The organism is Modestobacter sp. KNN46-3 (assembly GCF_011039295.1).
Genome location: NZ_JAAKGN010000007.1, coordinates 20675 through 41828, shown reverse-complemented (window position 1 = coordinate 41828; position 21154 = coordinate 20675). Strand labels below are relative to the sequence as shown.

The following is a 21154-nucleotide window of genomic DNA, read 5'->3' as shown; positions in this document are numbered from 1 at the left end:
GCCGGACGTCGGGGCGGTGGAACGGCTCATGATTGGGTTCTTGTGGCGTGGGGCACAGAGATGACGTGGACAGCTACGCCGTCGGATTCGCCCGGCCGGATCGCCGATCCTGGGCCCAGCCGGTCGACCAGCCCAAGTCCTGGCACGCCGTCGAGGCGCACCGGCCAGCCGACGAGCTCGACGGGGAGGTGGAGCTCGCCGTGTGCGGGGCGATCGTGCAGATCTGGGGTGCGCAACGGTGGGGGCGGATGAGCAGTGGCCGCGACACCTGCGCCGAGTGCCGGCGCCGCACGGCGCCGGCACTGCGACAGGTCGGCTAGATCGACTGCGGCGGCTCGGCCGGCTTCTGCTCGGCCCGAGGCGTCCGCCGGCCGGTGATGGCCGAGATGCCGGTGATGTCCCGGCCCACGATGAGCGCCTGCACGTGGTCGGTGCCCTCGAACGTGTAGATCGCCTCGATGTCAGCGTGGTGGCGGGCGATGTGGTGCTCCAGCAGGATGCCGTCACCGCCGAAGAGGTCGCGGGCGTCGGCGACGATCTGCCGGGCCTTCTTGCAGTTGTTCATCTTCGCCATGGAGGCCATCGCCGCGGTCATCCGGCCCTCGTCGGCCAGCTTGCTCAACCGCCAGCTCAGCAGCCGCATGCTGGTGATCTCGGCCAGCATCCGGGCCAGCTTCTCCTGCACCAGCTGGTAGCCGGCGATCGGCTGGCCGAACTGCTCCCGCTGCATCGTGTGCTTCAAGGCCAGGTCGTAGGCGGCCTCGGCGATGCCCAGGGCCCGCCAGGCCACGGTGTACCGGGTGCGGTCCAGCACCACCGAGACGTCCTTGAACGAGCGGCAGTTGGCCAGCTTGTTCTCCGCCGGCACCCGCACCTCGTCCAGGGTGATCTCGGCCTGCCACACCGCCCGCAGCGCGGTCTTGCCGGTCATCCGGGTCGCGGTCCAGCCGATCGACCCCTTGGGGACGACGTAGCCGCCGACCGCACCCTCCTCGTCGCGGGCCCAGATGAGCACCAGGTCGGCGATCGTGCCGTTGCCGATCCACTTCTTGGCGCCGTTGAGCACCCACTCGTCGCCGTCCCGGCGGGCGCTGGTCTCCAGGGCGACGGCGTCCGAGCCGTGCGCGGGCTCGGTCAGGCCGAACGCGCCGATCAGCTCCATCCGGGCCATCGCCGGCAGCCAGCGCTCGCGCTGCTCCTCATCGCCCAGCAGGGCGATCGACTGCATGGCCAGGAAGCTGTGGACGCCGTAGAAGGTCCCCAGGCTGCCGTCGGCGCGGGCCCACTCGGCGGCGACCAGCCCGGCGGCGACCGCGCTCATCCCGGCCGAGCCGTACCCGGCGACCGTGCCGCCGGCCACGCCCAGCTCAGCGATCTTCGGGACCAGCTCGAACGGGAACTCCGCCCGCTCCCAGTAGTCGTTGATGATCGGCGTGACCTCGCGCGTGCAGAAGTCGCGCACCCGGTCCCGCAGCTCGATCTCCTCCGACTCCAGGAGGTCGTCGAGGGCGTAGAAGTCAGGGGAAGCGTCGTTGCTCACCGGTCCGAAGCTACTCGCGGGTGGCACTGGGTGCCGTGTGCTCAGCGCCGCTCCAGGGAGCCGCGCAGGAGGGCTGCCTGCCCAGCGTGCTGGAGGTCGTCACCGACGACGCTGAGCAGCCGGACACCCAGGGTCACCGGCGGGTCCCAGCGCTCGTCGACGACCCGGTCGAGGTCCCCGGCGCTGAGCGTGCCCACGAACTCCGCGGTGCGTCGGTGCACGTCGGCGTGGTGGTCGATCAGCAGCTGCGGGTCGCTGACCTGCGTCCGTCCGACGTCGGTGCTGCTGAAGCCGTAGCCGATGGCACTGGGGTCGAACGGCAGCTCGAACCGGTCGGCCCAGCCGTTGGCCGTGTAGGCCTGCTCGACCCCGGCGACCTCGGAGACGTGGTCGTCCTGGACCCGGGTCAGGTGCCAGACCAGCCAGGCGATGGTGTTCGCCTCCGGGTCGACGCGGGCGTTCAGCAGCTGCGGGTCGATCCCCTCGACCGCCCCGCGGACGGCCTCCTCGACGTTGTCGAACGCGGTCAGCAACAGGTCCCGGCTCTCCATGATCGCCGGGCTACCCGAGCCCCTGCTCGATCACTCGCCGGGCGGCTCGCTGGCTGCTTCGAGCTGTTCGACCTGCTCGGGGGTGGCCTGCTCCAGGGCGATGTCGCGGGGCTCGGGGAGGTCGTCGTCGGTCGGCGTCGTCATGACGACACCCTGACCCCACTCCGACGCGCACGCTAGGTTGCTCGGGACCTCGACCTGGCAGGAGACCCGTGTTCGGCTTGTTCTCGCGCTTCTCGCGGGTGGTCCAGGCGCGGCTGCGCGGCTGGCGGCTGCCGCTGGCCGTCATGGTCTTCGTCTTCGTGACCAGCTGGCCGGCGATGGCCCTGGTGGAGGGCGCCGACAGCGACATCGCCGCGCCGGCCAACTACTGGTGGTACTTCGTCGTCACCGCCGCCACCGTGGGCTACGGCGACTTCTTCCCGGCCTCGGCCGGCGGCCACGTCGTCGGGGCCTACGTGATCATCGGTGGCATCGTCACGCTGACGTTGCTGTTCACGCGGCTGGCCGACTACCTGCAGTCGGTCCGCAGCCGGCGCCTGAAGGGTGTGGGAGAGCTGGACCTGACCGATCACGTCGTCGTGCTGGGGTACTTCCCGGGCCGCACCGAGCGGATGCTCACCGAGCTCGCGGCCGAGGGGCGCACCCGGGTCGCGCTGTGCGCCTGGGAGGACGTGCCGGAGAACCCGTTGCCGGAGCGGACCGAGGTGTCCTTCGTCCGCGGCGACCTCAGCCACGCCGACGTCATGACCCGGGCCAACGTGGCCGCGGCCCGCTCCGTGGTGATCGACGGGCGGGACGACAACGAGACGCTGGCCATCGCGGTGGCGGTCCACCACGCCGGCCCGGACGTGCACAAGGTCGCCGCGCTGCGCGACCTGGACCGCCGGGACAACCTGCGCTACGTCGACCCCCGGATCGCCTGCGTGCAGTGGCACATGCCCTTCCTGATCACCGAGGAGGCGCTGGACCCCGGGCTCACCGAGGTCTACGGCGACCTGATGAGCAGCCACGGCCACGGCAACACCTACTCCGTCCAGCTGCCCTCCGGGCACCGGCTGGGCACCTTCGGTGACTGCCAGGTGCGCTTCGGTCAGGCATTCGGGGCGACGGTGCTGGCGCTGCGCGGGCCCGACGGCCTGACGGTCAGCCCGGCCTGGGACACCCCGGTGGCCGAGGGGACGACGCTCTACTACGTCGGTCGCCGCCGGATCGAGGCCGGCGAGGTGCTCTCCGCCCGCTGAACCGACCGTTGCGTCGGCCGACCACCTCGTCGATGCTGACCGCCGCGGACCCACCACAGCGAGGAGCGGGCTCGATGCAGCAGTCGGCGACGCAGCGCAGCGGCAGCCGGGCAGGGCGGTGGCAGGCCCGGATGACGGCCGGCGTCGTCGGCTACCTGGTGTTCGTCGAGTTCACCAGCGGGGTCCTGCAGGGGTACTACATCCCGCTGCTCACCGACATCGCCCGGCACCTCGGCATCAACGACGCCGACGTCAACTGGCTCGAGGCCGGCCAGCTGATGCTGTCGGCGATCGCCGTCCCGGTGCTGGCCAAGCTCGGTGACCTGCACGGGCACCGCCGGATGCTGCTCTGGTCGGCGGTCGTCGTCGCGGTGGCCACCATCGTGCTGGCGTTCGCCCAGACCTTCCCGGTCTTCCTGCTCGCCTGGGCGGTGCAGGGCGTCTACGCGGCCTGGCTGCCGCTGCAGGTGGCGCTGATCTACAGCCGGTCCCGCGGGCTGCCGGACACCGCGGCCCGCACCCGGCGCGCCACCGGCCTCATCGTCGCCGCGCTGCAGCTCGGCGCCATCGTGGGCGCGCTCAGCGGCGGGGTGATCGGCGACCTCCTGGGCGACGCGCTCTGGCTGGTGCTGCTGGCCCCCGGCGTGCTGGTCATCGGGGTGGTCGTGGTCGTCTGGAGGCTGGTGCCGGAGGGGACCGACCGGATGCAGGGGGTGGTCGACTCCGGCGGTGCCGCGCTGTTGACCGCGATCCTGCTGGTGGTCACCGGGGGGCTGACGTTCGTCCGGCTCAACGGGGCGGAGCAGGCCTGGCCCTGGCTGGTGGTCGCAGCCGGCCTCCTCCTGGTGGTGCCGTTCGTGCGGTACGAGCTGCGGCAGCCGGACCCGCTGGTCGACTTCCGGGTGCTGCGCAGCTCGGCGATGTGGCCGGTCCAGCTGACCGCGGGGTTGTTCGGGGTCAGCGTGCTGGGCGCGCAGGGGCCGCTGTCCACGTTCGCCCGCACCGACCCGGACGTCTACGGCTACGGCCTGGGGCTGTCGACCAGCTCGGTGTCCCTGGTCATCGGGGCCTACGTGATCTCGATGCTGGTCGGGGCCAGCCAGTTCGCCCGCGCCTCGCGGCTCACCACCCCGCGGCTGACCCTGATCGGGGCGGCGGCCCTGGTCGCCACCGGCTACCTGCTGCTGGTGCCCTTCCACGACCAGCTCGGCCAGGTGCTGGCCGGCATGACGATCGCCGGGGTCGGTTCCGGTGCGCTGGTCGCCGCCCTGCCCGCCGCGGCGGCCGCCGCCGCTCCGGCCGGCCGCACCGCCGTCGCGACCGGGCTCACCAACACCACCAAGGTCATCGGCGGCATGTTCGCCTCGTCGGTGTTCGCCCTCGCCCTCGCCGCCGGAGCCCCGCTGCTGGCCGGCGGGGTGGAGGGCACGGCCGGATCGCTCACCGGGTACGTGACGGTCTGGACCATCTGCGGCACCACGGCGCTGATCGCCGCCGTCGCGCTGGTGTTCGTCCCGCGGCTGGCCTTCGCCGACCCCGAGCAGATCGAGGACCGCGCCGCCGCGGTCCGGGAGGAGACAGCTGGATGAACCGGACGCTGCTGACCACCGGAGCCGCCGTGGGGGCCGGCGCCGCCCTCACCCGGGTGCGCCGCTTCCGGCCGCCGGCCCGACCGGACGTGCCGCACGCGGACGTCGGGGCGATCGACGCCACCCGGGCCGCCGATCACCTGGCACAGCTGATCCGCATCCCGACCGTGTCCCGGCGCGACCCCGAGCAGGTCGACCAGTCCGTCTTCGGCGCCTTCCGGGAGCGGCTGGCCGAGCTCTACCCGCGCACGCACCGGGAGCTCGAGCTGGAGCTGCTGGGCACCGGCGCAATGCTGTTCCACTGGCGCAGCGGCAACGGCGCGGAGCCCCTGGTGCTGATGGCGCACTACGACGTCGTGCCGGCCGACGGACAGGCGTGGACCCGCGACCCGTTCGCGGGCGAGGTCGTCGACGGCGTGGTGCACGGCCGGGGGGCGATCGACGACAAGGGCGCCCTGGTCGCCGTCCTGGAGGCGGTGGAGTCGCTGCTGCACGAGGGCTTCCGCCCGGCCCGGGACGTCTACCTCTCCTTCGGCAACGACGAGGAGGTGGCCGGCACCGGGGCGCGGACGGCGGCCCAGACGCTCGCCGCGCGCGGCATCACGCCTTGGGCGGTGGTCGACGAGGGCGGCGCCGTGGTCACCGGGGTCTTCCCCGGCGTCCCCGGGCCGATCGCCGTCGTCGGCATCGCCGAGAAGGGGGTCGTGGACCTGGAGCTGACCACCGAGGACGCCGGCGGGCACGCGTCGTCGCCGGTCCGCGGCGGCGCGACCGCACGGCTGGCCCGCGCGCTGGTCCGGCTGGACGAGCAGCCCTTCCCGCCCCGGGTCAGCGACGTGGTGCTGGCGCTCGTCGACACCGTCGGCCGGCACGCCCCGGCCGGGCCCCGGGCGCTGTACGCGCACGCCGCGCTGCTGCGGCCGGCGCTCGCCGGCCTGCTGTCCCGTGCCGGCCGGGAGGCCAGCGCCCTGGTGCGGACGACGGTGGCGATCACCCAGCTGGAGGGCAGCCGGGCACCCAACGTGCTCGCGACCCGGGCCCGGGCGATGGCCAACGTCCGGGTGGTGCTCGGGGAGACCGCCGAGTCGGCGATCGAGCGCATCCGCGGGGTGATCGACGACCCGAGCGTGCGGCTGGAGGCGACCCGCGCCGACGACCCGTCGCCGGTGTCGCGGACGGACAACGAGGCCTGGGCGACGCTGACCGCGGCGATCCGGGCGGCCCACCCGGCGGCGACGGTGACCCCGTACCTGATGGTGCAGGCCAGCGACGCCCGGCACTTCGCCCAGATCAGCGACAGCGTCTACCGGTTCATGCCCTTCGACCTCAGCTCGGCGCAGCTGGCGTCCCTGCACGCCGCCGACGAGCACCTCACCGTGGCGGCGCTGGCCCGCGGGGTGGTGTTCTACCGGGAGCTGCTGCAGCGGTCGTGAGCTCGGCCGTCACCGCGGCGACCGCGGCAGCGGGGGAGGGCAGCCGGCCCGAGGCCAGCACCGCCCCGTCGACGATCAGCGACTCCACGGCAATCCCGGCCCGCACCGAGCGCCGCAGCGCCGCGCCGCGCAGGCCGCGGCGGCGCCCGTCGGTGACCAGGGCCGGGACCAGCCAGAGCCAGTTCGTCGGCGCGACGACCTCCACGGCGACGTCGTCGGGGAGTGCTGTGCGCAGCGCCCGGTAGACCGCGCCGACCTCGTCGGCCGGGGCGGCGTGCCGGTGGCCGCCGCCCTCGTCGAAGGGGCGGGCGGCCCCGCTGCAGCAGCCGCCCGACCCCGCGGCGGCGCGGGGCCCCCGCACCAGGACGACGCGGTGCCTCACTGCCGGTCGTCGCGGGACGTCTGGCCCAGCTCCGACTCGTCGGTGGGGGACGTCGGGTTGGCCCGGGCGACCGCCGGGTCGGACGTGCCCCGCGCCTCGGCGCCGGGCTGGGAACGCTCGCGGAACGCCGCCCGCAGCGCCAGGGCGGCCTCCACCATCAGCCAGATCGCCAGGAAGAAGATCAGCGCGTCCAGCGGGGCGAGCACCCAGTTGTCGGCCTCGACGAAGTTCCGCAGGTTGGCGATGAGCGCCCAAGAGGTCATCGCCAGCAGGAACACCAGCGGGATCAGCACGGCCAGCGGGTTGCGGCCCTGGCGGGTCACCCACACCGCGATGACCGAGAGCGCCAGCCCCGCGGTCAGCTGGTTCGTCGTCCCGAACAGCTGCCAGAGGACGCCGAAGGTGTAGCCGGCCTCGCCGCCGCCGGGGAGCAGCGCCATCGCCAGCGGGATGAGCACTGCGACCGTGGTGGCGAGGGTGAGGTTCCGGGCCAGCGCCCGGACCTTGATGATCTCGCCGATCTCCTGCACGACGTAGCGCTGCAGCCGCACGCCGGTGTCCATCGTGGTCGCGGCGAAGCTGATCACCACCACCGCGGCGAAGATGGTGGCGAGGTCCAGCGGGACGCCGATGTTGTTGGCGAACACCGCGACGCCGTTGACGAAGTTGCCGGTGGCGCCCCCGGAGGCGGTGGCGAAGTCGGGGTAGAGCGCCTGCCAGTCGGCCTGCGAGGCGGCCACGCCCGCGGTGGCGGCGAGCACGGCGCCGGTGGCCAGCGAGCCCTCGCCGACCGCGCCCATGTAGCCCACGTAGCGGGCGTCCGGTTCGGTGTCCAGCTGCTTGGACGTCGTCCCCGAGGAGACCAGCGAGTGGAACCCGGAGATGGCGCCGCAGGCGATGGTGATGAACAGGAACGGGAAGAAGCTGGGCGACCCCTCCGGGACGTCGTTGACCACCGGGGCCTGGATGGTGTTCATCCCGACGATGACGCCGACCGCGATGACGGCCAGCGCGATGAACAGCTGGTGGCTGTTGATGTAGTCGCGGGGCTGCAGCAGCACCCACACCGGGATGCGGGAGGCGATCCAGGTGTAGGCGAACAGCAGCACGACCCAGACGTTGCGGGTCTGCTCGACGCCGAGGGCCTCGGCCAGGCCGTCGAGCTCGATCGGGAAGGCGTTGCCCACCAGGATCAGGGCGTACAGCACGATGACGCCGGCGATCGAGGGGATCAGCGCCGAGGAGCGGGTCCGGTAGATGTACTGGCCGATCAGCATGGCCAGCGGGATCTCGACCACGATCGGGATGACCGCGCCCGGGTTGGCGACGAACAGGTTGCCGATGACCACCGCGAAGACGGCGTTCACCAGGGTCAGCAGGAAGAAGATGATCGCCAGGAACAGCATCCGGGCCCGGCCGTTGACCACCTCGCCGGCCAGCGTCCCGATGCTCTTGGCCTTGTGCCGCACCGACACCACCAGCGACCCGAAGTCGTGCACGCCGGCGGCGAAGATGGTGCCGAGCACGATCCAGGCCAGCGCCGGGCCCCAGCCCCAGAACACCGCGATGGCCGGGCCGACGATCGGGGCGGCCCCGGCCACGGAGGTGAAGTGGTGGCCGAAGAGCACGTGCTTGTTCGTCGGCACGTAGTCGACGCCGTCGTTGAACTCGTGCGCGGGCGTGCGGAACGCCGGGTCCAGGACGTAGACCTTGCGGGCCAGGTAGCTCGAGTAGTACCGGTAGCCGAGGAAGAACAGCACCCCGACCACGGCGGCCACGGCGAATGCGGGCACGGACAACCCCCCACGTCCTGGGTGGCCGAGCGGCCACCGCAGGGCGAAGAGTAGACAGTTGCTGTGACCGGCACCACGACCCTGGGCGCGGCGGTCCGATCCGCCGGCGTCGCCGAGCTGGTGTGGCGGCGCAATGGCCAGCCACCCGGCGCACTGGGCGTGGTGCCACTGTGGCTGGGGGACCGGGCGGCGGTGGCCCTGCCCTGGGCCCAGGTCGAGGCGGCGCGCGCGGCCGCCGCGGGTCGCGAGGCGGCGCTGGTGCTCTCCGACCCGCGGCTGACCGGCCCGGGCTGGGAGCCGCTGGCGGCCACCGGGCGGCTCACCCTGGTCGAGGACGGCGACGGCAGCCTGTTCACCGAGCAGCTCCTGGACCAGGAGCTGCGCAAGCACCCGCCGTCCCGCGCGCTGGCCGACTCACCGATGCTGCGCCGGGAGCACTGGTGGTACCTGCCGCGGCTGGTCCTGCTCCTGGATGCCGTGGACGTCGTCCCCGTGGGGCGCCGCGACGGCCCGGCCGACGCGGTGCTCGCCGTCGACGACGACGGGCTGCACGTGCGCACCGTCCGGGTCGCCGACTGGGACGCCGACCCGCTCTCGTTGACCGGGGCACCGCCCGACGCCCGCGGACCGGCCGTGCTGGTCGGTCAGGAGCTGTCCGTGCCCGACGTCGAGCGGTGGACCGTGCACGTGACCAGCGGCCACGCTGCAGGCGGCCGGCTCACCGGAGTGCAGCCGGCCGAGGACCGGGCCCTGGAACCGGTGCCGGGCCTGCGCGCGCGGGTGCGGCGACAACGGGCGCTGGAACGTGGGTGCGTCCAGGCCCTGCGGGCGGCCGGCCACCGCTGAGCGGCCGGGATCAGTCGTTCGGGTCCTCCGCCGGGGGGGCGGGCAGCAGGCTGCTGAGCATCCGGGCGGTCATCTCGACCAGCGGCAGGTGCCGGGTCAGCGTGCGGGGCTGGGCCCGGGAGGACACGCCGCAGAGGGTCCCGTACACCGTGCCCTCGCGGGTGACCAGCGGGACGCCGATGTAGGCGGCCACCCGCTCGGCGTGCCCGGTCATCAGGTCGCGGTAGGCGGGGGTCGCGGCGGCGACCGTGGCGACCCGGGGCCCGATCCCGCTGACCATCGTGTGGCAGAAGCTCTGCTGCCAGGGCACGATCGTGCCCTGCGGGATGACCTCCTGGGGGTGGGCGTACAGGACCACCTGAGCCGGCTCCTCGAGGTGGGTGACCATCCACACGTCCAGGCCGACGGTGCGGTGCAGGAACGCGAGCGAGGCTCGGGCGGCCGCCCTCCAGTCCTCGAAGGGGACGACGTCGTCCACGACGACCGGGACCATGACTCGATGATCCGCCTCGCCCCCCAGGCGTCAACGACCGCGGACGGCGCTGATCCGGTACCGGCACGAACCAGCCGTTGAGCGATCGCCTGATGACAGAGGGCGACGGCCGGGGCGGCTGGGCCTCGGTACCGTGCAGGGCATGGCCACGAGCAGGTCCGCCGGACCCGAGCCCACCGGCGAGCCGGTCCGGCCAGGCGCCCTGCGCTGGCTCTGGTACGCGATGGGCGGCGGTCTGCCCGAGCGGCACGCCAGCTGGGTGCTGCACGACACCACGACCGCCACGTGGGGCTGGCGGCACGTGCTCCGGGCGGGGGTGCAGATGGCGGTGCCGATCGCGCTGGTCCTGCTGCTGGTCCCGGGCCCGTTCTGGATCCGCGGGATGACCGCGCTCGGCGGGCTGCTGCTCGGGCTGATCTTCTCCTTCGCCTACATGACCGAGACGACCGAGAACCGGGTGAAGAAGGCCGGCTACCCGGTCGGCACCGCCCAGACGGTCCGCGACCGGGCACAGGTCGGCCGGGACGCCGAGCAGACCGCCAGGCGGCGGGCGGCAGCGGACAAGCGGGCCGCCCGCTACCGGGAGCGTCAGGGGCGCTGAGCCCCCGGGGCGTCGAACCAGGTGACCTGGTCGGGCGCGGCGGTGAACGGGTTGGCCCACTCCGACGGGGCGCCGGTGATCGGCTGGGCGTCGGTGACGACGACGAACGGCGTCCCCGGGTACACGGCGAGCACCCGGGTGGGGGAGGAGAGCTCCTCGGTGCGCTCGATCAGCTCGCCCCGGCGCAGCTGCTGGGTCGTGCGGCGGCCCGACAGCTGCTCGCCCACCTCGGCGACCCACTGGGCGCCGTCCTGCCCGAAGGCGATCGAGTGCACCCGTCGCCCGGGCGGTGCCGGCTCGCAGCCGGCGAACTCGGCCAGGGCCTCGTAGAGCCGTTCGGCCTGCTCGTCGTCGCTGGCTCGCGGGAGGAAGAAGGCCACCATGGCAGCCATCCTCGCCGAGCCGACCGACACTCCTGACCGTCGGCCGGAGTCAGCCGAGTCGGCGGCGGAGCAGCTCGTCCTCCTTGCGCAGCACCACCGCGACCAGCTCCCGCACCGCGCCCTCGGCCTGCCGGCCGATCAGCGGGGCGTCGACGGTGGCGTCGCCGGTGACCGTGGACCGGGTGCCCGCGGGGTCCGGGACCAACCGCCGCTCACCGGTGACCTGGACGACCCGGCCGAAGACCTCGGCCTGCACGTCGAGCTCGCTGCGGTGGCCGCCGGCGCCGTCCGGGCTCCAGGCGCTGCGTTCCACGACCGAGACCGACGAGCCGACGAAGCGGGCGAACACCGGCGGGATGCCGGCGGTGGGGGCGGCGAGCCGGGCGGTGGTGCTGGTGTCGGCCACGGTCACCTCCTGGACCTGCGCGCCCAGCGCCGCGGCGCGGTCGCGCAGGAACTGCTCGTCGGTCAGGAGCGCGAGGACGGCGTCCGGGGTGGCGGGGTAGCTGCTGGCGGAGTCGATGGGCACGACCCCATCGTCGGCGGTGCGCGCCGTCCGCGCCGGGTCGACCGCACTGTGACCAGCTCGTGATCGACAACGGGGCAAGCACACCCTAAGTTGCGTTAGGCAAACCTCAGTTGCTCGTCCCGCCGGCCCGCGCCGTGCCGCACGGGCGCTGTACCACCACCCGGAAGGACCCCATGCGCCGCGCCCCGAGACTGGTCACGGTCTCCACAGCAGCACTGCTCGCCGGCGGCCTCGCCGCCTGCTCGTCGAACTCGTCGGCCGTCGAGACCGAAGCCGCCGCGGACTTCACCCCGATCACCGTCGAGCACGCCTTCGGGACGACGACCATCGAGTCCGAGCCCGAGCGGGTGGCCACGGTGAACTGGGCGAACCACGAGGTGCCGCTGGCCCTGGGCGTCGTCCCGGTCGGCATGGCCGCTGCCAACTTCGGCGACGACGACGGCGACGGCATGCTGCCGTGGGTCTCCGAGCGGCTCGAGGAGCTCGGCGGCGAGACCCCGGTGCTGTTCGACGAGACCGACGGCATCGACTTCGAGGCGGTCGCCGACACCGACCCCGACGTCATCCTCGCCGCCTACTCGGGGCTGACCCAGGAGGACTACGACACGCTGAGCGAGATCGCGCCGGTCGTGGCCTACCCGGAGGCGCCGTGGGCGACCCCGTGGCGGGAGATGATCCAGGTCAACGCCGCCGGCATGGGCATGGCCGGGGAGGGTGACGAGCTCATCGCCGACATCGAGCAGGACATCGCCGACACCGTCGCCGAGCACCCCGAGCTCGAGGGCAAGTCGACGATGTTCCTCACCCACGTGGACACCGCCGACCTCAGCGAGGTCAGCTACTACACGCCCTACGACACCCGCAGCGCCTTCTTCACCGACCTCGGGCTGTCCACCCCGTCCAGCGTGGCCGAGGCCTCCACCGACAGCGAGCAGTTCTCCGGGACGGTCAGCGCCGAGCAGGTCGACGTGTTCGACGACGTCGACATCATCGTGACCTACGGCGGCCAGGAGTTGGTCGACGCGCTGAACGCCGACCCGCTGCTGTCGCAGATCCCGGCGGTCGCCAACGGGTCGATCGTGCTGCTCCCCGACACCCCGCTGGGCACCGCGGCGAACCCGACGCCGCTGGCCATCTCCTGGGTGCTCGAGGACTACGTCGCCATGCTCGCCGAGGCTGCTGACAAGGCAGCATGACCTCGGTCCTGGCCACCCCGGCCCCGGACGCCGCCGTCGTGCGGCGCCCGGGGCCGGTCCGGTTCCTCTGGCTGCTGGTCGTGGTCGGGCTGCTGGTCGCCCTGATGGCCCTCTCGGTCGCCGTGGGTTCCCGCGGGGTCGGCTGGTCCGACATCGTCGCCGCGCTCGGTGGGTCCACGGAGAACATCGGACAGGCGGCGGTGACCAAGCGGATCCCGCGCACGGTCCTGGCGGTGGTCGTCGGCGCTGCGCTGGGCCTCTCCGGCGCGGTCATGCAGGGCGTCACCCGCAACCCGCTGGCCGACCCGGGGGTGCTCGGGATCAACATGGGCGCCTCGCTCGCGGTGGTCGCCGGCATCGCCTGGTTCGGCCTGTTCTCGGCGACGAGCATCGTGTGGACGGCGATCGTCGGCGCCGCCGTCGCGGCGGTCTTCGTCTACGCCGTCGGCTCCCTGGGCCGGGGTGGGGCGACCCCGCTCAAGCTCGCCCTGGCCGGCGCGGCCACCTCGGCCGCGCTCACGTCGTTCATCACCGCGGTGGCCCTGCCCCGCGGTGACATCGTGGAGAACGTCGTGTCCTGGGAGATCGGCGGTGTCGGTGGGGCCACGTTCGCCGGCATCGGCACCGTGGCTCCGTTCCTCCTCGTGGGGCTGGTCATCAGTCTGCTGTCCGCGCGCAGCCTGAACTCCCTCGCGCTGGGCGACGAGCTCGCCGCCGGCCTCGGCGAACGGGTCACCCTCGCCCGGGGCGTGGCCGCGCTCGGGTCGGTCCTGCTGTGCGGCGCCGCCACCGCGGTCGCCGGGCCGATCGGGTTCGTCGGGCTCGTCGTCCCGCACCTGTGCCGGCTGCTGGTGGGCGTCGATCACCGCTGGCTGCTGCCCTTCTCCGCGATCGCCGGCGCGTGCCTGCTGACCGGCGCCGACGTGCTCGGCCGGATCGTGGCCCGCCCGACCGAACTGGACGTCGGCATCCTCACCGCGATCATCGGCGCCCCGTTCTTCATCGCGATCGTCCGCCGGCAGAAGGTGCGCGAGCTGTGACCGCCGTCGTCACCCCACTGCCCTCGACCGTCGACACCGTCGCCCGGGGGCGCGTCCGCCGTGCTGCGCGCCGGCGGCTGGTGATCACCCTGCTCGCGCTCGCCGTCGTGGTCGCCTTCGCGGTGACGTTGATGGTGGGGCGCACCTTCTACCCGCCCGGGGACGTGCTCCGCGTCGTCCTGGGCTCCGACGTCCCCGGGGCGTCCTTCACGGTCGGGACGCTGCGGCTGCCGCGCGCCGTCCTCGCGGTGGTGGCCGGGCTCAGCTTCGGCCTGGCCGGTGTCACGTTCCAGACGATGCTGCGCAACCCGCTGGCCAGCCCCGACGTCATCGGCATCACCTCGGGGGCCAGCGCCGCGGCGGCCTTCGCGATCGTGATCCTGGGCTGGTCCGGCACGGCGGTCTCGATCACCGCGATCGTGTCGGCGCTCGGGGTGGCGCTGCTGATCTACATGCTGGCGTTCAAGGACGGCGTGGCCGGCACCCGGCTGATCCTGATCGGCATCGGCGTCGCCGCCATGTCCAAGAGCATCACCTCCTACGTGCTGTCGAAGGCCGGGGCGTGGGACTTCGCGGAGGCGCTGCGCTGGCTGACCGGCAGCCTCAACGGCAGCACCTGGGAGGCCACCGTGCCGGCCCTGGTGGCGCTGCTGGTGTTCGGGCCGGTCCTGCTCGGGCAGACGCGGAACCTCTCCGCGCTGCAGCTGGGCGACGACACCGCCTCCGCGCTGGGCGTCCGCGTGGAGCGCACCCGGATCATCGCGATCGTCGCCGCGGTCGCCCTGCTGGCCTTCGCCACCGCCGCGTGTGGTCCGATCGCGTTCGTGTCGTTCCTGGCGGGCCCGATCGCGGCCCGGCTCGTGGGGCCGAACGGCTCGCTGCTGGTGCCCGCGGCGCTGGTCGGGGCGCTCCTCGTGCTCGTGGCCGACCTGTGTGGCCAGTACGCGTTCGGCACCCGCTACCCGGTCGGCGTGATCACCGGCGTGCTCGGGGCGCCTTACCTCATCTACCTGATCGTCCGCAGCAATCGCACCGGAGGCTCCCTGTGACCGCCACCCACTCGCTGGCAGCCGAGGACCTCACGCTCGCCTACGGCGAGCGCACCGTCATCGAGGGCCTGGACCTGCTGGTGCCGCCGGGGCGGATCACCGCGGTCGTCGGGGCGAACGCCTGCGGGAAGTCGACGCTGCTGCGCTCGATGTCGCGGCTGCTGGCCCCGCGCAGCGGTCGGGTGCTGCTCGACGGCAAGGCGGTGCACCGGCTGCCGGCCAAGGAGCTGGCCCGCACGCTCGGTCTGCTGCCGCAATCGCCGATCGCGCCGGAGGGGATCACGGTCGCCGACCTCGTCGGCCGGGGGCGGCACCCGCACCAGCGGGTGTTCTCCCGGTGGAGCAAGGAGGACGACGCCGCGGTGGCGGCCGCCCTCGACGCCACGGAGACGACGCCGCTGGCCGACCGGGCCGTCGACGAGCTCTCCGGCGGGCAGCGCCAGCGGGTGTGGATCGCGATGGCGCTGGCCCAGCAGACCGACCTGCTGCTGCTCGACGAGCCCACCACGTTCCTGGACGTCGCGCACCAGATCGAGGTGCTCGACCTGCTGACCGACCTGAACCGGACCCGCGGGACGACGATCGTGATGGTGCTGCACGACCTCAACCTGGCCGCCCGCTACGCCGACCACCTGGTCGCGCTGTCGGGCGGACAGATCCACGCCGCCGGCACCCCGGAGGACGTGCTCACCGAGGAGTGCGTGCGCGCGGTGTTCGGCCTGGACAGCCAGGTGATCGTGGACCCGACCTCGGGCAAGCCGCTCATGCTCCCGATGGGCCGCCACCACACCGCCCCGCGCGCCGACGTCCTGCAGGGCACGTCCGGGAGCTGACCCGCCGAGTTCGTCGGTGGGCATGGGCGGGGGTCAGCGGTTGGTGGAGAGCACGACGTCGTCGACGTAGGTGATCCCGGTGGTGGGCTGCGAGTCGCGGTACTGGCCGATCTTCAGGTAGGACCCGGAGTCCATCATCGTGCGGCCGTACTGCCAGCCGGCGCGCTGCACGCCGTCGACCCAGGCCTCGGCCCCGCCCGTGGCCGGGTCGTTGGACATCACGAAGTGCACGTTCACGTCGAACCACTCGCCGAGCCGGAACTCACCGGCGGGCAGCAGGACCTGGCTCTTGCCCTCCATGCCGACGCGGAGGAGCAGGTCGTTGTCGTCGGACAGGCCCAGGGTGATGGCGGGGGAGGAGATCCCGGTGTGCCACTGGGTCAGGATGTAGAACCGGCCGTTCTGCTCCTGCTCCATGGACGGGTCGACCATGAGCCGCTGCTGGAACCAGCCCTCGAAGCCCTCGGTGAGGGCGGTGGCCGACCTGTCGGCGGAGGAGGGGGACAGCTCGGAGCGCTCTCCGCCGGCGGACCGGTCGCCCTGGCGCAGCTCGAAGCGGGCGACCCGGTTCCCGTCGATGACGGGGAACGTCGTGCGGGTGGGCGAGCCCTCCGACGCCCACCCGGGGCACAGGCTGGACGACGCCGCGGTCTCGTGGTTCTGGACGTGCACCCACACGCCGCAGTCGAGGCCGCTCTCGAAGTCGTCGGACCACAGCACGGTGTTCCCGGCGGGTCCGCGGCCGGCGGCGACCGGCTCCGGTTTCGCAGTCGGTTCCGCGGTCGGCTCGGGTGTCGGCGTGGGTGTCGGCTCGGGCGCCGGTGTCGGTGTCGGCTCCGGTGCCGCGGTGGGTGCCGCGGTGGGTGCGGCGGTGGGCGCCGGCGACGTCGTGGCGGGAGGCGGCTCCTCCACGGGTGCGCTGGTGGTGGGCGCGGGCGACTCGGTGGCCTTGGGCTTCTTGTTGGCTTGGCCCCGCGGACCCTCGGTGGTGACCTGGACGTCGGACCCAGCGCTGGTGACGGCGGTCGGGCGGTCCTCGCGGGCCGCGTTCGCGACGGTGGAGCCGGTGAGGAGGGTGGCCAGTGCGAGCGCGCCGACGGCGGCAGCTCGGCGGGTGGGGGAGAGCGACATGGGGGGTCCTGTTCAGGCGTGGGGGTGAGCCACGCCCGGACGGGTGGCGATAGAGGTATCGGCTGGGTCCGGGAGAAAGCGGAGCGCTCGTCAGGGTGAGACGGTGACGGGTGCGGGGGCCCATTCGGTGTCGGGCCACACCGGTGTGCCGAGGACCGGGCGCCATGTCGGGCTCAGCCGGGGTGGCCCGCGCTGATGGCGGTGCGGCGGAAGGCCGACAGGAACAGGTGCTGCCCGGAGGACGGCGAGACGTCCAGGAGGACGAGATCGGCCGACGGCCTTCGTCGGGGCTGCCCCAGGCGTTGAGGCGATGCCGTGGGCGCCGACCGCGGGTCGTCGCCGGCGACCATCCGGCAGGCACACCGCAACCTGCCCCGCGCACCCACCGTCGCGGTCCGCCGCGGGCGCGGTGCGTCCTGCAAAGGTGCTGGTCAACGTGGTGGGGCGGGTGGGGCTCGAACCCACGACCCAGGGATTATGAGTCCCATGCTCTGACCGGCTGAGCTACCGCCCCAGGGCGTTCACGCTAGCGGTCGCGCTCAGTCGCTCGGCACGGTGCTGCCCAGCACGCGCCCCTCGGCGTCCAGCGCCTCGACGGCCAGGTACGCCGGGTCGCCGTCCACCGGCAGTCGGGTCTCGAACCCGGACCGGGCGACCGGCTCCCCGGCCTCGGCTGCCACCTCGTCCTCCCCGGCGACCAGCCGCCAGGAGGCCACCTCGGTCGCACCGTTCCAGCTGACGTACACGGCGCCGTCCTCCAGCACCGCGTCCGGCGGGTCCGCCGGCGTCGCGCTCCACTCGGCTCGGTACGCGCGGTAGTTGTCGCCGCTGCCCAGCGCGGCGTCCCAGAGCAGCGTGCCGTCGGCGTCGAACTCCGAGTAGTACGGCCGCGACCCCCACCCGATGAACACGTTGCCGTTCGGCAGCACCTCCAGGCTGCCCTGGCTGCCGGCCAGTCGGTCGGGGTCGGGCGGCAGGTACTCGGTCACCATCGTCGCGGTCTTGGCCTGCTCGTCGAGCGCGAGTCGCAGCCCCCGCGAGGTCGGGCCGATGTCCGGTTCGGACTGGTTGTCGAACAGCGTCAGCGTGCCGTCGGCCTGCCGCTCCGCGTCGTGCTGCCAGGCGAACTCCACCCCGTCACCGAGGTCGAAGTCGCTCTCCTCGCCGCCCAGGGTCCACAGCACCTCGCCGGACTCCCGGTCGACGTCGTAGACCCCCCAGGTGTTCCGCGCCGAGATCAGCAGCGACCCGTCGGCGTCCTCGGCGACCGAGTTGACGTGGAAGTAGTCGAACGGCTCCTCTTCGGTGCCGCCGTCGTCGGAGAACTCGCTCTTGGTCGCCTCCAGTGGCACGTGGTCCAGCGACCGCCAGGAGAACAGCACCTCACCGGTGTCGACGTCGACCTCCTGGACGACGTTGTCCCACACCCAGCCGTCCTCGGGGCCGCCGACCGGGGTGAGGTCGATCTGCTCTTTGACGTAGGCGGCGATCAGCGCGGTGCCGTCGGAGGTGAGCCGACCCTCGTGGATGTCGGCCTGGCCCGGCTCGACGTCGTCGCCGGTGGTGATCGTGGCGATCTCCCGGTAGGAGTCGTCGACGACGACGAACTCCCCGAGCCCCATCCCGACCACCGGGCTGGTGCCCTGCCACCAGGTCAGCACCGGCTCGCCGTCGAGCTCCTGCACGCGGACGTCGTAGCTGCGGCTCTCGGTCGGGTGGATCCAGATCGGCTCACCCGTCTCGTCGACGATCAGCACCCCGTTGAGCGGCGCGCCCTCGCTCTTCGGCCCGAGCAGGACGACCGACCCGTCCGCCTCCGGTGCGGCGGCCGCCGTGGTGACCTCGATGTCGGGGGCGGTGAGGTCGGGACGGCTGACGTACGCCGGCACCGCGGGCCCGACCGAGGCCTCGGCCTCCTCCTCTGCCGCGCTGCCGTCCGCGCCGCAGCCGGCGACGAGCGCCAGTGATGAGATGCTGGCGCACAGCGCGAGGGGCAGGGACCGGGTCCGCGGCATGCGGGGATCCTCGCAGGGGCCGGGGATCGGCGCAGGCGCCGCCGACACCATGGACATTCTCGGCCCAGAATGTCCACGTGTCGCGCCAATCGACGCCCTGACCTGCTGGATCATCCGCCTCGTTGGACCACTCCAGTCCCAGACGTCTCATCTGCACCGCTCCGCACTGGCGCAGCAAGGTCACGATCAGGCAAACTGTCGATCGGTTGCTCCTGGAGCCGCCGAGGTACGAATGCAGTCATCGCGCGACAGGTCCGTTGGGGAAGACGAACCAGTCGAGTCGATGGAGGTGCGCCGTGCAGCGACGGTCAACCCAGGGTGTCATCTTCGTGCACGCGTGCCCGAAGGCGCTCTGCCAGCACGTCGGATGGGCGCTCGAGAGCGTCCTCGGCGCGCCGGTGTCTTTGTCGTGGGCTGACCAGCCCGTGGCGCACGGGGCCTACCGTGCCGAGATCGCCTGGACGGGCGCACCCGGCACGGGGGCCAAGCTAGTCGCTGCCCTCAAGCAGTGGCCGATGCTGCGCTTCGAGGTCACCGAAGAGGCCAGCCACGGCAACGACGGCGAGCGCATGTCCTACGTGCCCGGGCGCGGCGTGCACCGGTCGCCGGTCAGCGCCAACGGCGACCTGGTCATCAGCGAGCAGCAGCTGCGGCACCTGGCCGCGACCGCCACCTCGGTGGAGGCCTTCCGGCACGGCGTCGACGCCCTGCTCGGTTCGGCGTGGGACGCCGACCTCGAGGCCTACCGCTACGCCGGCGACGCCACCCCGGCCACCTGGCTGCACCAGGTCGTCTGAGGACCTGCTCGCCACGCTCGTGAGCGCGGCGGGCAGTGGGAGCGGACGGCGTCCTGACTCGACCGCCGTCTGCTCGTCCTCCCGCACCGTGTGGGCACCCACCCCACGGCAGACCGCGCGGTAGGTCCCCCCACGATCAGGTCACCTGATCCAAGGGGCCCACGACGCACGACGGCCCGGCCCCCTCTGCGGAGGGGGCCGGGCCGCTGTACGTGCTGGGCTCAGAGCGGGATGTTGCCGTGCGCTCCCCGGCCGGAGGGCGCCTCCGCCAGCGCGGCGACCAGCCGGCGCTTGGTCTGCGTCGGCTCCACGACCTCGTCGACGACGCCGATCTCCCGGGCGCGGTTGACCCCGCCGGCGATCCGCTCGTGCTCTGCGGCCAGCTGGGCGTGCAGCGCCTCCCGCTCCCCGGGCGGGGCAGCGGCGAGCTTCTTGCGGTGCAGGATGCCGACGGCGGCCTTCGCGCCCATCACGGCCACCTCGGCGCCCGGCCAGGCGAACACGGCGGTGGCGCCCAGCGAACGGGCGTTCATCGCGATGTAGGCGCCGCCGTAGGACTTGCGGGTCACAAGCGTCACCCGCGGCACCACGGCCTCGGCGAACGCGTGCAGCAGCTTCGCGCCGCGGCGCACCACGCCGTCCCACTCCTGGCCGACACCCGGCAGGTAGCCGGGGACGTCGACCAACACGACCAGCGGCACCCCGAAGGCGTCGCACATCCGCACGAACCGGGCCGCCTTCTCCGCCGACGCGGAGTCCAGGCAGCCACCCAGCCGCAGCGGGTTGTTGGCGATCACGCCCACCGTCCGGCCGGCCAGCCGGCCCAGCGTGGTCACCACGTTGGGCGCGAACCGCGGGTGCAGCTCGAGCCCGGGGCCGTCCAGCAGCGAGGCGACCAGCGGCTTGACGTCGTAGGCCCGGTTGCGCTGCTCGGGCAGCAGGGCCATCAGGTCGACGGTGGGCTCCTCGGCGGCCGGGGCGAAGGTGCCCTGGGCGGCGAGCAGGTCGACGGCCTGGCGCGCGGTCTCCAGCGCCTCGGCCTCGGTGTCGGTGACCACGTGCACGACACCGGAGCGCCGGCCGTGGGTGTCCGGGCCACCCAGCTGCTCCTGGTCGACGACCTCACCGGTGACCGAGCGGACGACGTCCGGGCCAGTCACGAAGACCCGCCCGGCCGGGCCCATGATCACCAGGTCGGTCAGCGCCGGCCCGTAGGCCGCCCCACCCGCGGCCGGGCCGAGGACGACGGAGACCTGGGGCACCCGCCCCGAGGCGCGCACCATCGCGGCGAACACCTCACCGACCGCGTGCAGGGCGGTGACGCCCTCGGCCAGCCGCGCCCCACCCGAGTGCCAGATCCCGACGACCGGCACCCGCTCCCGCAGGGCGGTGTCGATCGCGTCGACGATGTGCCGGCAGCCGTCCAGGCCCATGGCACCGCCCATGATCGTGGCGTCGGTGCAGTAGGCGACGGCGGGGGAGCCGGCCACGGTGCCCCGGGCGGCGAGCGCCCCCGAGGTGTCCCGAGCCGTCAGCAACTGCATCGAGCCGGGGTCGAAGAACCGGGCGAGCCGGTCCTCGGGGTCCCGCGGGTCGATGGTGGGAGTGGTCGGCGGTGCGGCGGAGACGGTGGTCATGAGCAACTCCTCGAAGCGCGGGTCGGGAGGGTGCGGCCGCGCTGCAGGGCCCGCTGCGAGGTCGCATGTGGT

At 73.3% G+C, this 21154-nt stretch carries 21 protein-coding genes and 1 tRNA gene; 11 read left to right on the top strand and 11 right to left on the bottom strand.

Annotation, left to right across the window (positions count from 1 at the left end):
• Positions 1-65 precede the first annotated feature (65 nt).
• On the top strand, positions 66-320 hold the full coding sequence (locus G5C62_RS03900) for a hypothetical protein (RefSeq protein ID WP_036341512.1): 255 nt from the start codon (positions 66-68) through the stop codon (positions 318-320).
• Here the strand turns inward: G5C62_RS03900 and G5C62_RS03895 are convergent.
• On the bottom strand, positions 317-1540 hold the full coding sequence (locus G5C62_RS03895; protein ID WP_164700011.1) for an acyl-CoA dehydrogenase family protein: 1224 nt from the start codon (positions 1538-1540) through the stop codon (positions 317-319). The genes G5C62_RS03900 and G5C62_RS03895 overlap by 4 nt on opposite strands.
• A 41-nt stretch (positions 1541-1581) precedes the next feature.
• A complete protein-coding gene (locus G5C62_RS03890) occupies positions 1582-2091 on the bottom strand; it encodes a mycothiol transferase (RefSeq protein ID WP_036341505.1) in 510 nt (169 codons plus the stop codon).
• A 212-nt stretch (positions 2092-2303) separates the two neighbouring features.
• Here G5C62_RS03890 and G5C62_RS03885 point away from each other — a divergent pair, with 212 nt between their 5' ends.
• The 3 genes from G5C62_RS03885 (at position 2304) to G5C62_RS03875 (ending at position 6357) form a co-directional block, all read left to right on the top strand.
• Complete coding sequence (locus tag G5C62_RS03885) at positions 2304-3335, top strand: ion channel (protein ID WP_206330455.1); 1032 nt, start codon at positions 2304-2306, stop codon at positions 3333-3335.
• A 74-nt stretch (positions 3336-3409) separates the two neighbouring features.
• Positions 3410-4924, top strand: a complete 1515-nt coding sequence (locus G5C62_RS03880) for an MFS transporter (protein ID WP_241175683.1) — start codon at positions 3410-3412, stop codon at positions 4922-4924.
• Complete coding sequence (locus G5C62_RS03875; protein ID WP_164700010.1) at positions 4921-6357, top strand: M20/M25/M40 family metallo-hydrolase; 1437 nt, start codon at positions 4921-4923, stop codon at positions 6355-6357. Before G5C62_RS03880 ends, G5C62_RS03875 begins: the two co-directional genes overlap by 4 nt.
• Here the strand turns inward: G5C62_RS03875 and G5C62_RS03870 are convergent.
• On the bottom strand, positions 6296-6739 hold the full coding sequence (locus tag G5C62_RS03870) for a hypothetical protein (protein ID WP_164700009.1): 444 nt from the start codon (positions 6737-6739) through the stop codon (positions 6296-6298). The genes G5C62_RS03875 and G5C62_RS03870 overlap by 62 nt on opposite strands.
• Positions 6736-8532, bottom strand: coding sequence for a carbon starvation protein A (locus G5C62_RS03865; RefSeq protein WP_164700038.1), 1797 nt, complete (start codon positions 8530-8532; stop codon positions 6736-6738). The genes G5C62_RS03870 and G5C62_RS03865 overlap by 4 nt, the downstream gene beginning before the upstream one ends.
• Before the next feature lie 63 nt (positions 8533-8595).
• Between G5C62_RS03865 and G5C62_RS03860 the strand changes: the two genes are divergently transcribed.
• Positions 8596-9378, top strand: a complete 783-nt coding sequence (locus G5C62_RS03860; protein ID WP_164700008.1) for a pyridoxamine 5'-phosphate oxidase family protein — start codon at positions 8596-8598, stop codon at positions 9376-9378.
• A 10-nt stretch (positions 9379-9388) separates the two neighbouring features.
• Here the strand turns inward: G5C62_RS03860 and G5C62_RS03855 are convergent, their stop codons facing one another.
• On the bottom strand, positions 9389-9871 hold the full coding sequence (locus G5C62_RS03855) for a GAF domain-containing protein (protein ID WP_164700007.1): 483 nt from the start codon (positions 9869-9871) through the stop codon (positions 9389-9391).
• Between the two features lie 142 nt (positions 9872-10013).
• Between G5C62_RS03855 and G5C62_RS03850 the strand changes: the two genes are divergently transcribed.
• Positions 10014-10472, top strand: coding sequence for a DUF5313 family protein (locus tag G5C62_RS03850; protein ID WP_164700006.1), 459 nt, complete (start codon positions 10014-10016; stop codon positions 10470-10472).
• Here the strand turns inward: G5C62_RS03850 and G5C62_RS03845 are convergent.
• Positions 10460-10855: a hypothetical protein gene (locus G5C62_RS03845; RefSeq protein ID WP_206330454.1), complete on the bottom strand. Its 396-nt coding sequence runs from the start codon at positions 10853-10855 to the stop codon at positions 10460-10462. The genes G5C62_RS03850 and G5C62_RS03845 overlap by 13 nt on opposite strands.
• A gap of 49 nt (positions 10856-10904) precedes the next feature.
• A complete protein-coding gene (locus G5C62_RS03840) occupies positions 10905-11384 on the bottom strand; it encodes a DUF2505 domain-containing protein (RefSeq protein ID WP_164700004.1) in 480 nt (159 codons plus the stop codon).
• 173 nt (positions 11385-11557) lie between these two features.
• On the opposite strand from G5C62_RS03840, the gene G5C62_RS03835 reads away from it, so the two are divergent.
• From G5C62_RS03835 to G5C62_RS03820, 4 genes are read left to right on the top strand one after another with little or no spacing between them, the layout of a single operon-like run.
• The gene (locus G5C62_RS03835) at positions 11558-12580 is read left to right on the top strand and encodes an iron-siderophore ABC transporter substrate-binding protein (protein ID WP_036341482.1); all 1023 of its coding nucleotides are present in this window, start codon (positions 11558-11560) and stop codon (positions 12578-12580) included.
• A complete protein-coding gene (locus G5C62_RS03830; protein ID WP_164700003.1) occupies positions 12577-13620 on the top strand; it encodes an iron ABC transporter permease in 1044 nt (347 codons plus the stop codon). Before G5C62_RS03835 ends, G5C62_RS03830 begins: the two co-directional genes overlap by 4 nt.
• Positions 13617-14669 (top strand): iron chelate uptake ABC transporter family permease subunit, encoded by a 1053-nt coding sequence (locus G5C62_RS03825; RefSeq protein ID WP_164700002.1) that lies wholly within the window; start codon positions 13617-13619, stop codon positions 14667-14669. The genes G5C62_RS03830 and G5C62_RS03825 overlap by 4 nt, the downstream gene beginning before the upstream one ends.
• Complete coding sequence (locus G5C62_RS03820; protein WP_036341474.1) at positions 14666-15502, top strand: ABC transporter ATP-binding protein; 837 nt, start codon at positions 14666-14668, stop codon at positions 15500-15502. Before G5C62_RS03825 ends, G5C62_RS03820 begins: the two co-directional genes overlap by 4 nt.
• A 33-nt stretch (positions 15503-15535) precedes the next feature.
• Here the strand turns inward: G5C62_RS03820 and G5C62_RS03815 are convergent, their stop codons facing one another.
• The 3 genes from G5C62_RS03815 to G5C62_RS03805 all read right to left on the bottom strand — a co-directional run bounded on the left by G5C62_RS03815 (position 15536) and on the right by G5C62_RS03805 (position 18648).
• Positions 15536-16633 carry a heparin lyase I family protein gene (locus G5C62_RS03815; RefSeq protein ID WP_164700001.1) on the bottom strand — a complete coding sequence of 366 codons (1098 nt, stop codon included), beginning with the start codon at positions 16631-16633 and terminating at the stop codon, positions 15536-15538.
• Between the two features lie 437 nt (positions 16634-17070).
• Positions 17071-17147 (bottom strand) — tRNA-Ile (locus G5C62_RS03810).
• 25 nt (positions 17148-17172) lie between these two features.
• The gene (locus tag G5C62_RS03805) at positions 17173-18648 is read right to left on the bottom strand and encodes an arylsulfotransferase family protein (protein WP_164700000.1); all 1476 of its coding nucleotides are present in this window, start codon (positions 18646-18648) and stop codon (positions 17173-17175) included.
• A 296-nt stretch (positions 18649-18944) separates the two neighbouring features.
• Here G5C62_RS03805 and G5C62_RS03800 point away from each other — a divergent pair, with 296 nt between their 5' ends.
• Positions 18945-19445: a DUF3145 domain-containing protein gene (locus G5C62_RS03800; RefSeq protein WP_164699999.1), complete on the top strand. Its 501-nt coding sequence runs from the start codon at positions 18945-18947 to the stop codon at positions 19443-19445.
• 221 nt (positions 19446-19666) lie between these two features.
• Here G5C62_RS03800 and G5C62_RS03795 read toward each other — a convergent pair whose 3' ends face one another.
• Entirely contained in the window at positions 19667-21082 is a 1416-nt protein-coding gene (locus G5C62_RS03795; RefSeq protein ID WP_164699998.1) for an acyl-CoA carboxylase subunit beta, read from the bottom strand.
• Between the last annotated feature and the right edge of the window lie 72 nt (positions 21083-21154).

Excerpts from the sequence above, each read along its gene's own strand:
- G5C62_RS03805 (WP_164700000.1), bottom strand. The coding sequence starts at position 18,648 with ATGCCGCGGACCCGGTCCCTGCCCCTCGCGCTGTGCGCCAGCATCTCA.
- G5C62_RS03875 (WP_164700010.1), top strand. The coding sequence starts at position 4,921 with ATGAACCGGACGCTGCTGACCACCGGAGCCGCCGTGGGGGCCGGCGCC.
- G5C62_RS03830 (WP_164700003.1), top strand. The coding sequence starts at position 12,577 with ATGACCTCGGTCCTGGCCACCCCGGCCCCGGACGCCGCCGTCGTGCGG.
- G5C62_RS03815 (WP_164700001.1), bottom strand. The coding sequence starts at position 16,633 with ATGTCGCTCTCCCCCACCCGCCGAGCTGCCGCCGTCGGCGCGCTCGCA.
- G5C62_RS03845 (WP_206330454.1), bottom strand. The coding sequence starts at position 10,855 with ATGGTGGCCTTCTTCCTCCCGCGAGCCAGCGACGACGAGCAGGCCGAA.
- G5C62_RS03795 (WP_164699998.1), bottom strand. The coding sequence starts at position 21,082 with ATGACCACCGTCTCCGCCGCACCGCCGACCACTCCCACCATCGACCCG.
- G5C62_RS03890 (WP_036341505.1), bottom strand. The coding sequence starts at position 2,091 with ATGGAGAGCCGGGACCTGTTGCTGACCGCGTTCGACAACGTCGAGGAG.
- G5C62_RS03855 (WP_164700007.1), bottom strand. The coding sequence starts at position 9,871 with ATGGTCCCGGTCGTCGTGGACGACGTCGTCCCCTTCGAGGACTGGAGG.
- G5C62_RS03850 (WP_164700006.1), top strand. The coding sequence starts at position 10,014 with ATGGCCACGAGCAGGTCCGCCGGACCCGAGCCCACCGGCGAGCCGGTC.
- G5C62_RS03880 (WP_241175683.1), top strand. The coding sequence starts at position 3,410 with ATGCAGCAGTCGGCGACGCAGCGCAGCGGCAGCCGGGCAGGGCGGTGG.
- G5C62_RS03835 (WP_036341482.1), top strand. The coding sequence starts at position 11,558 with ATGCGCCGCGCCCCGAGACTGGTCACGGTCTCCACAGCAGCACTGCTC.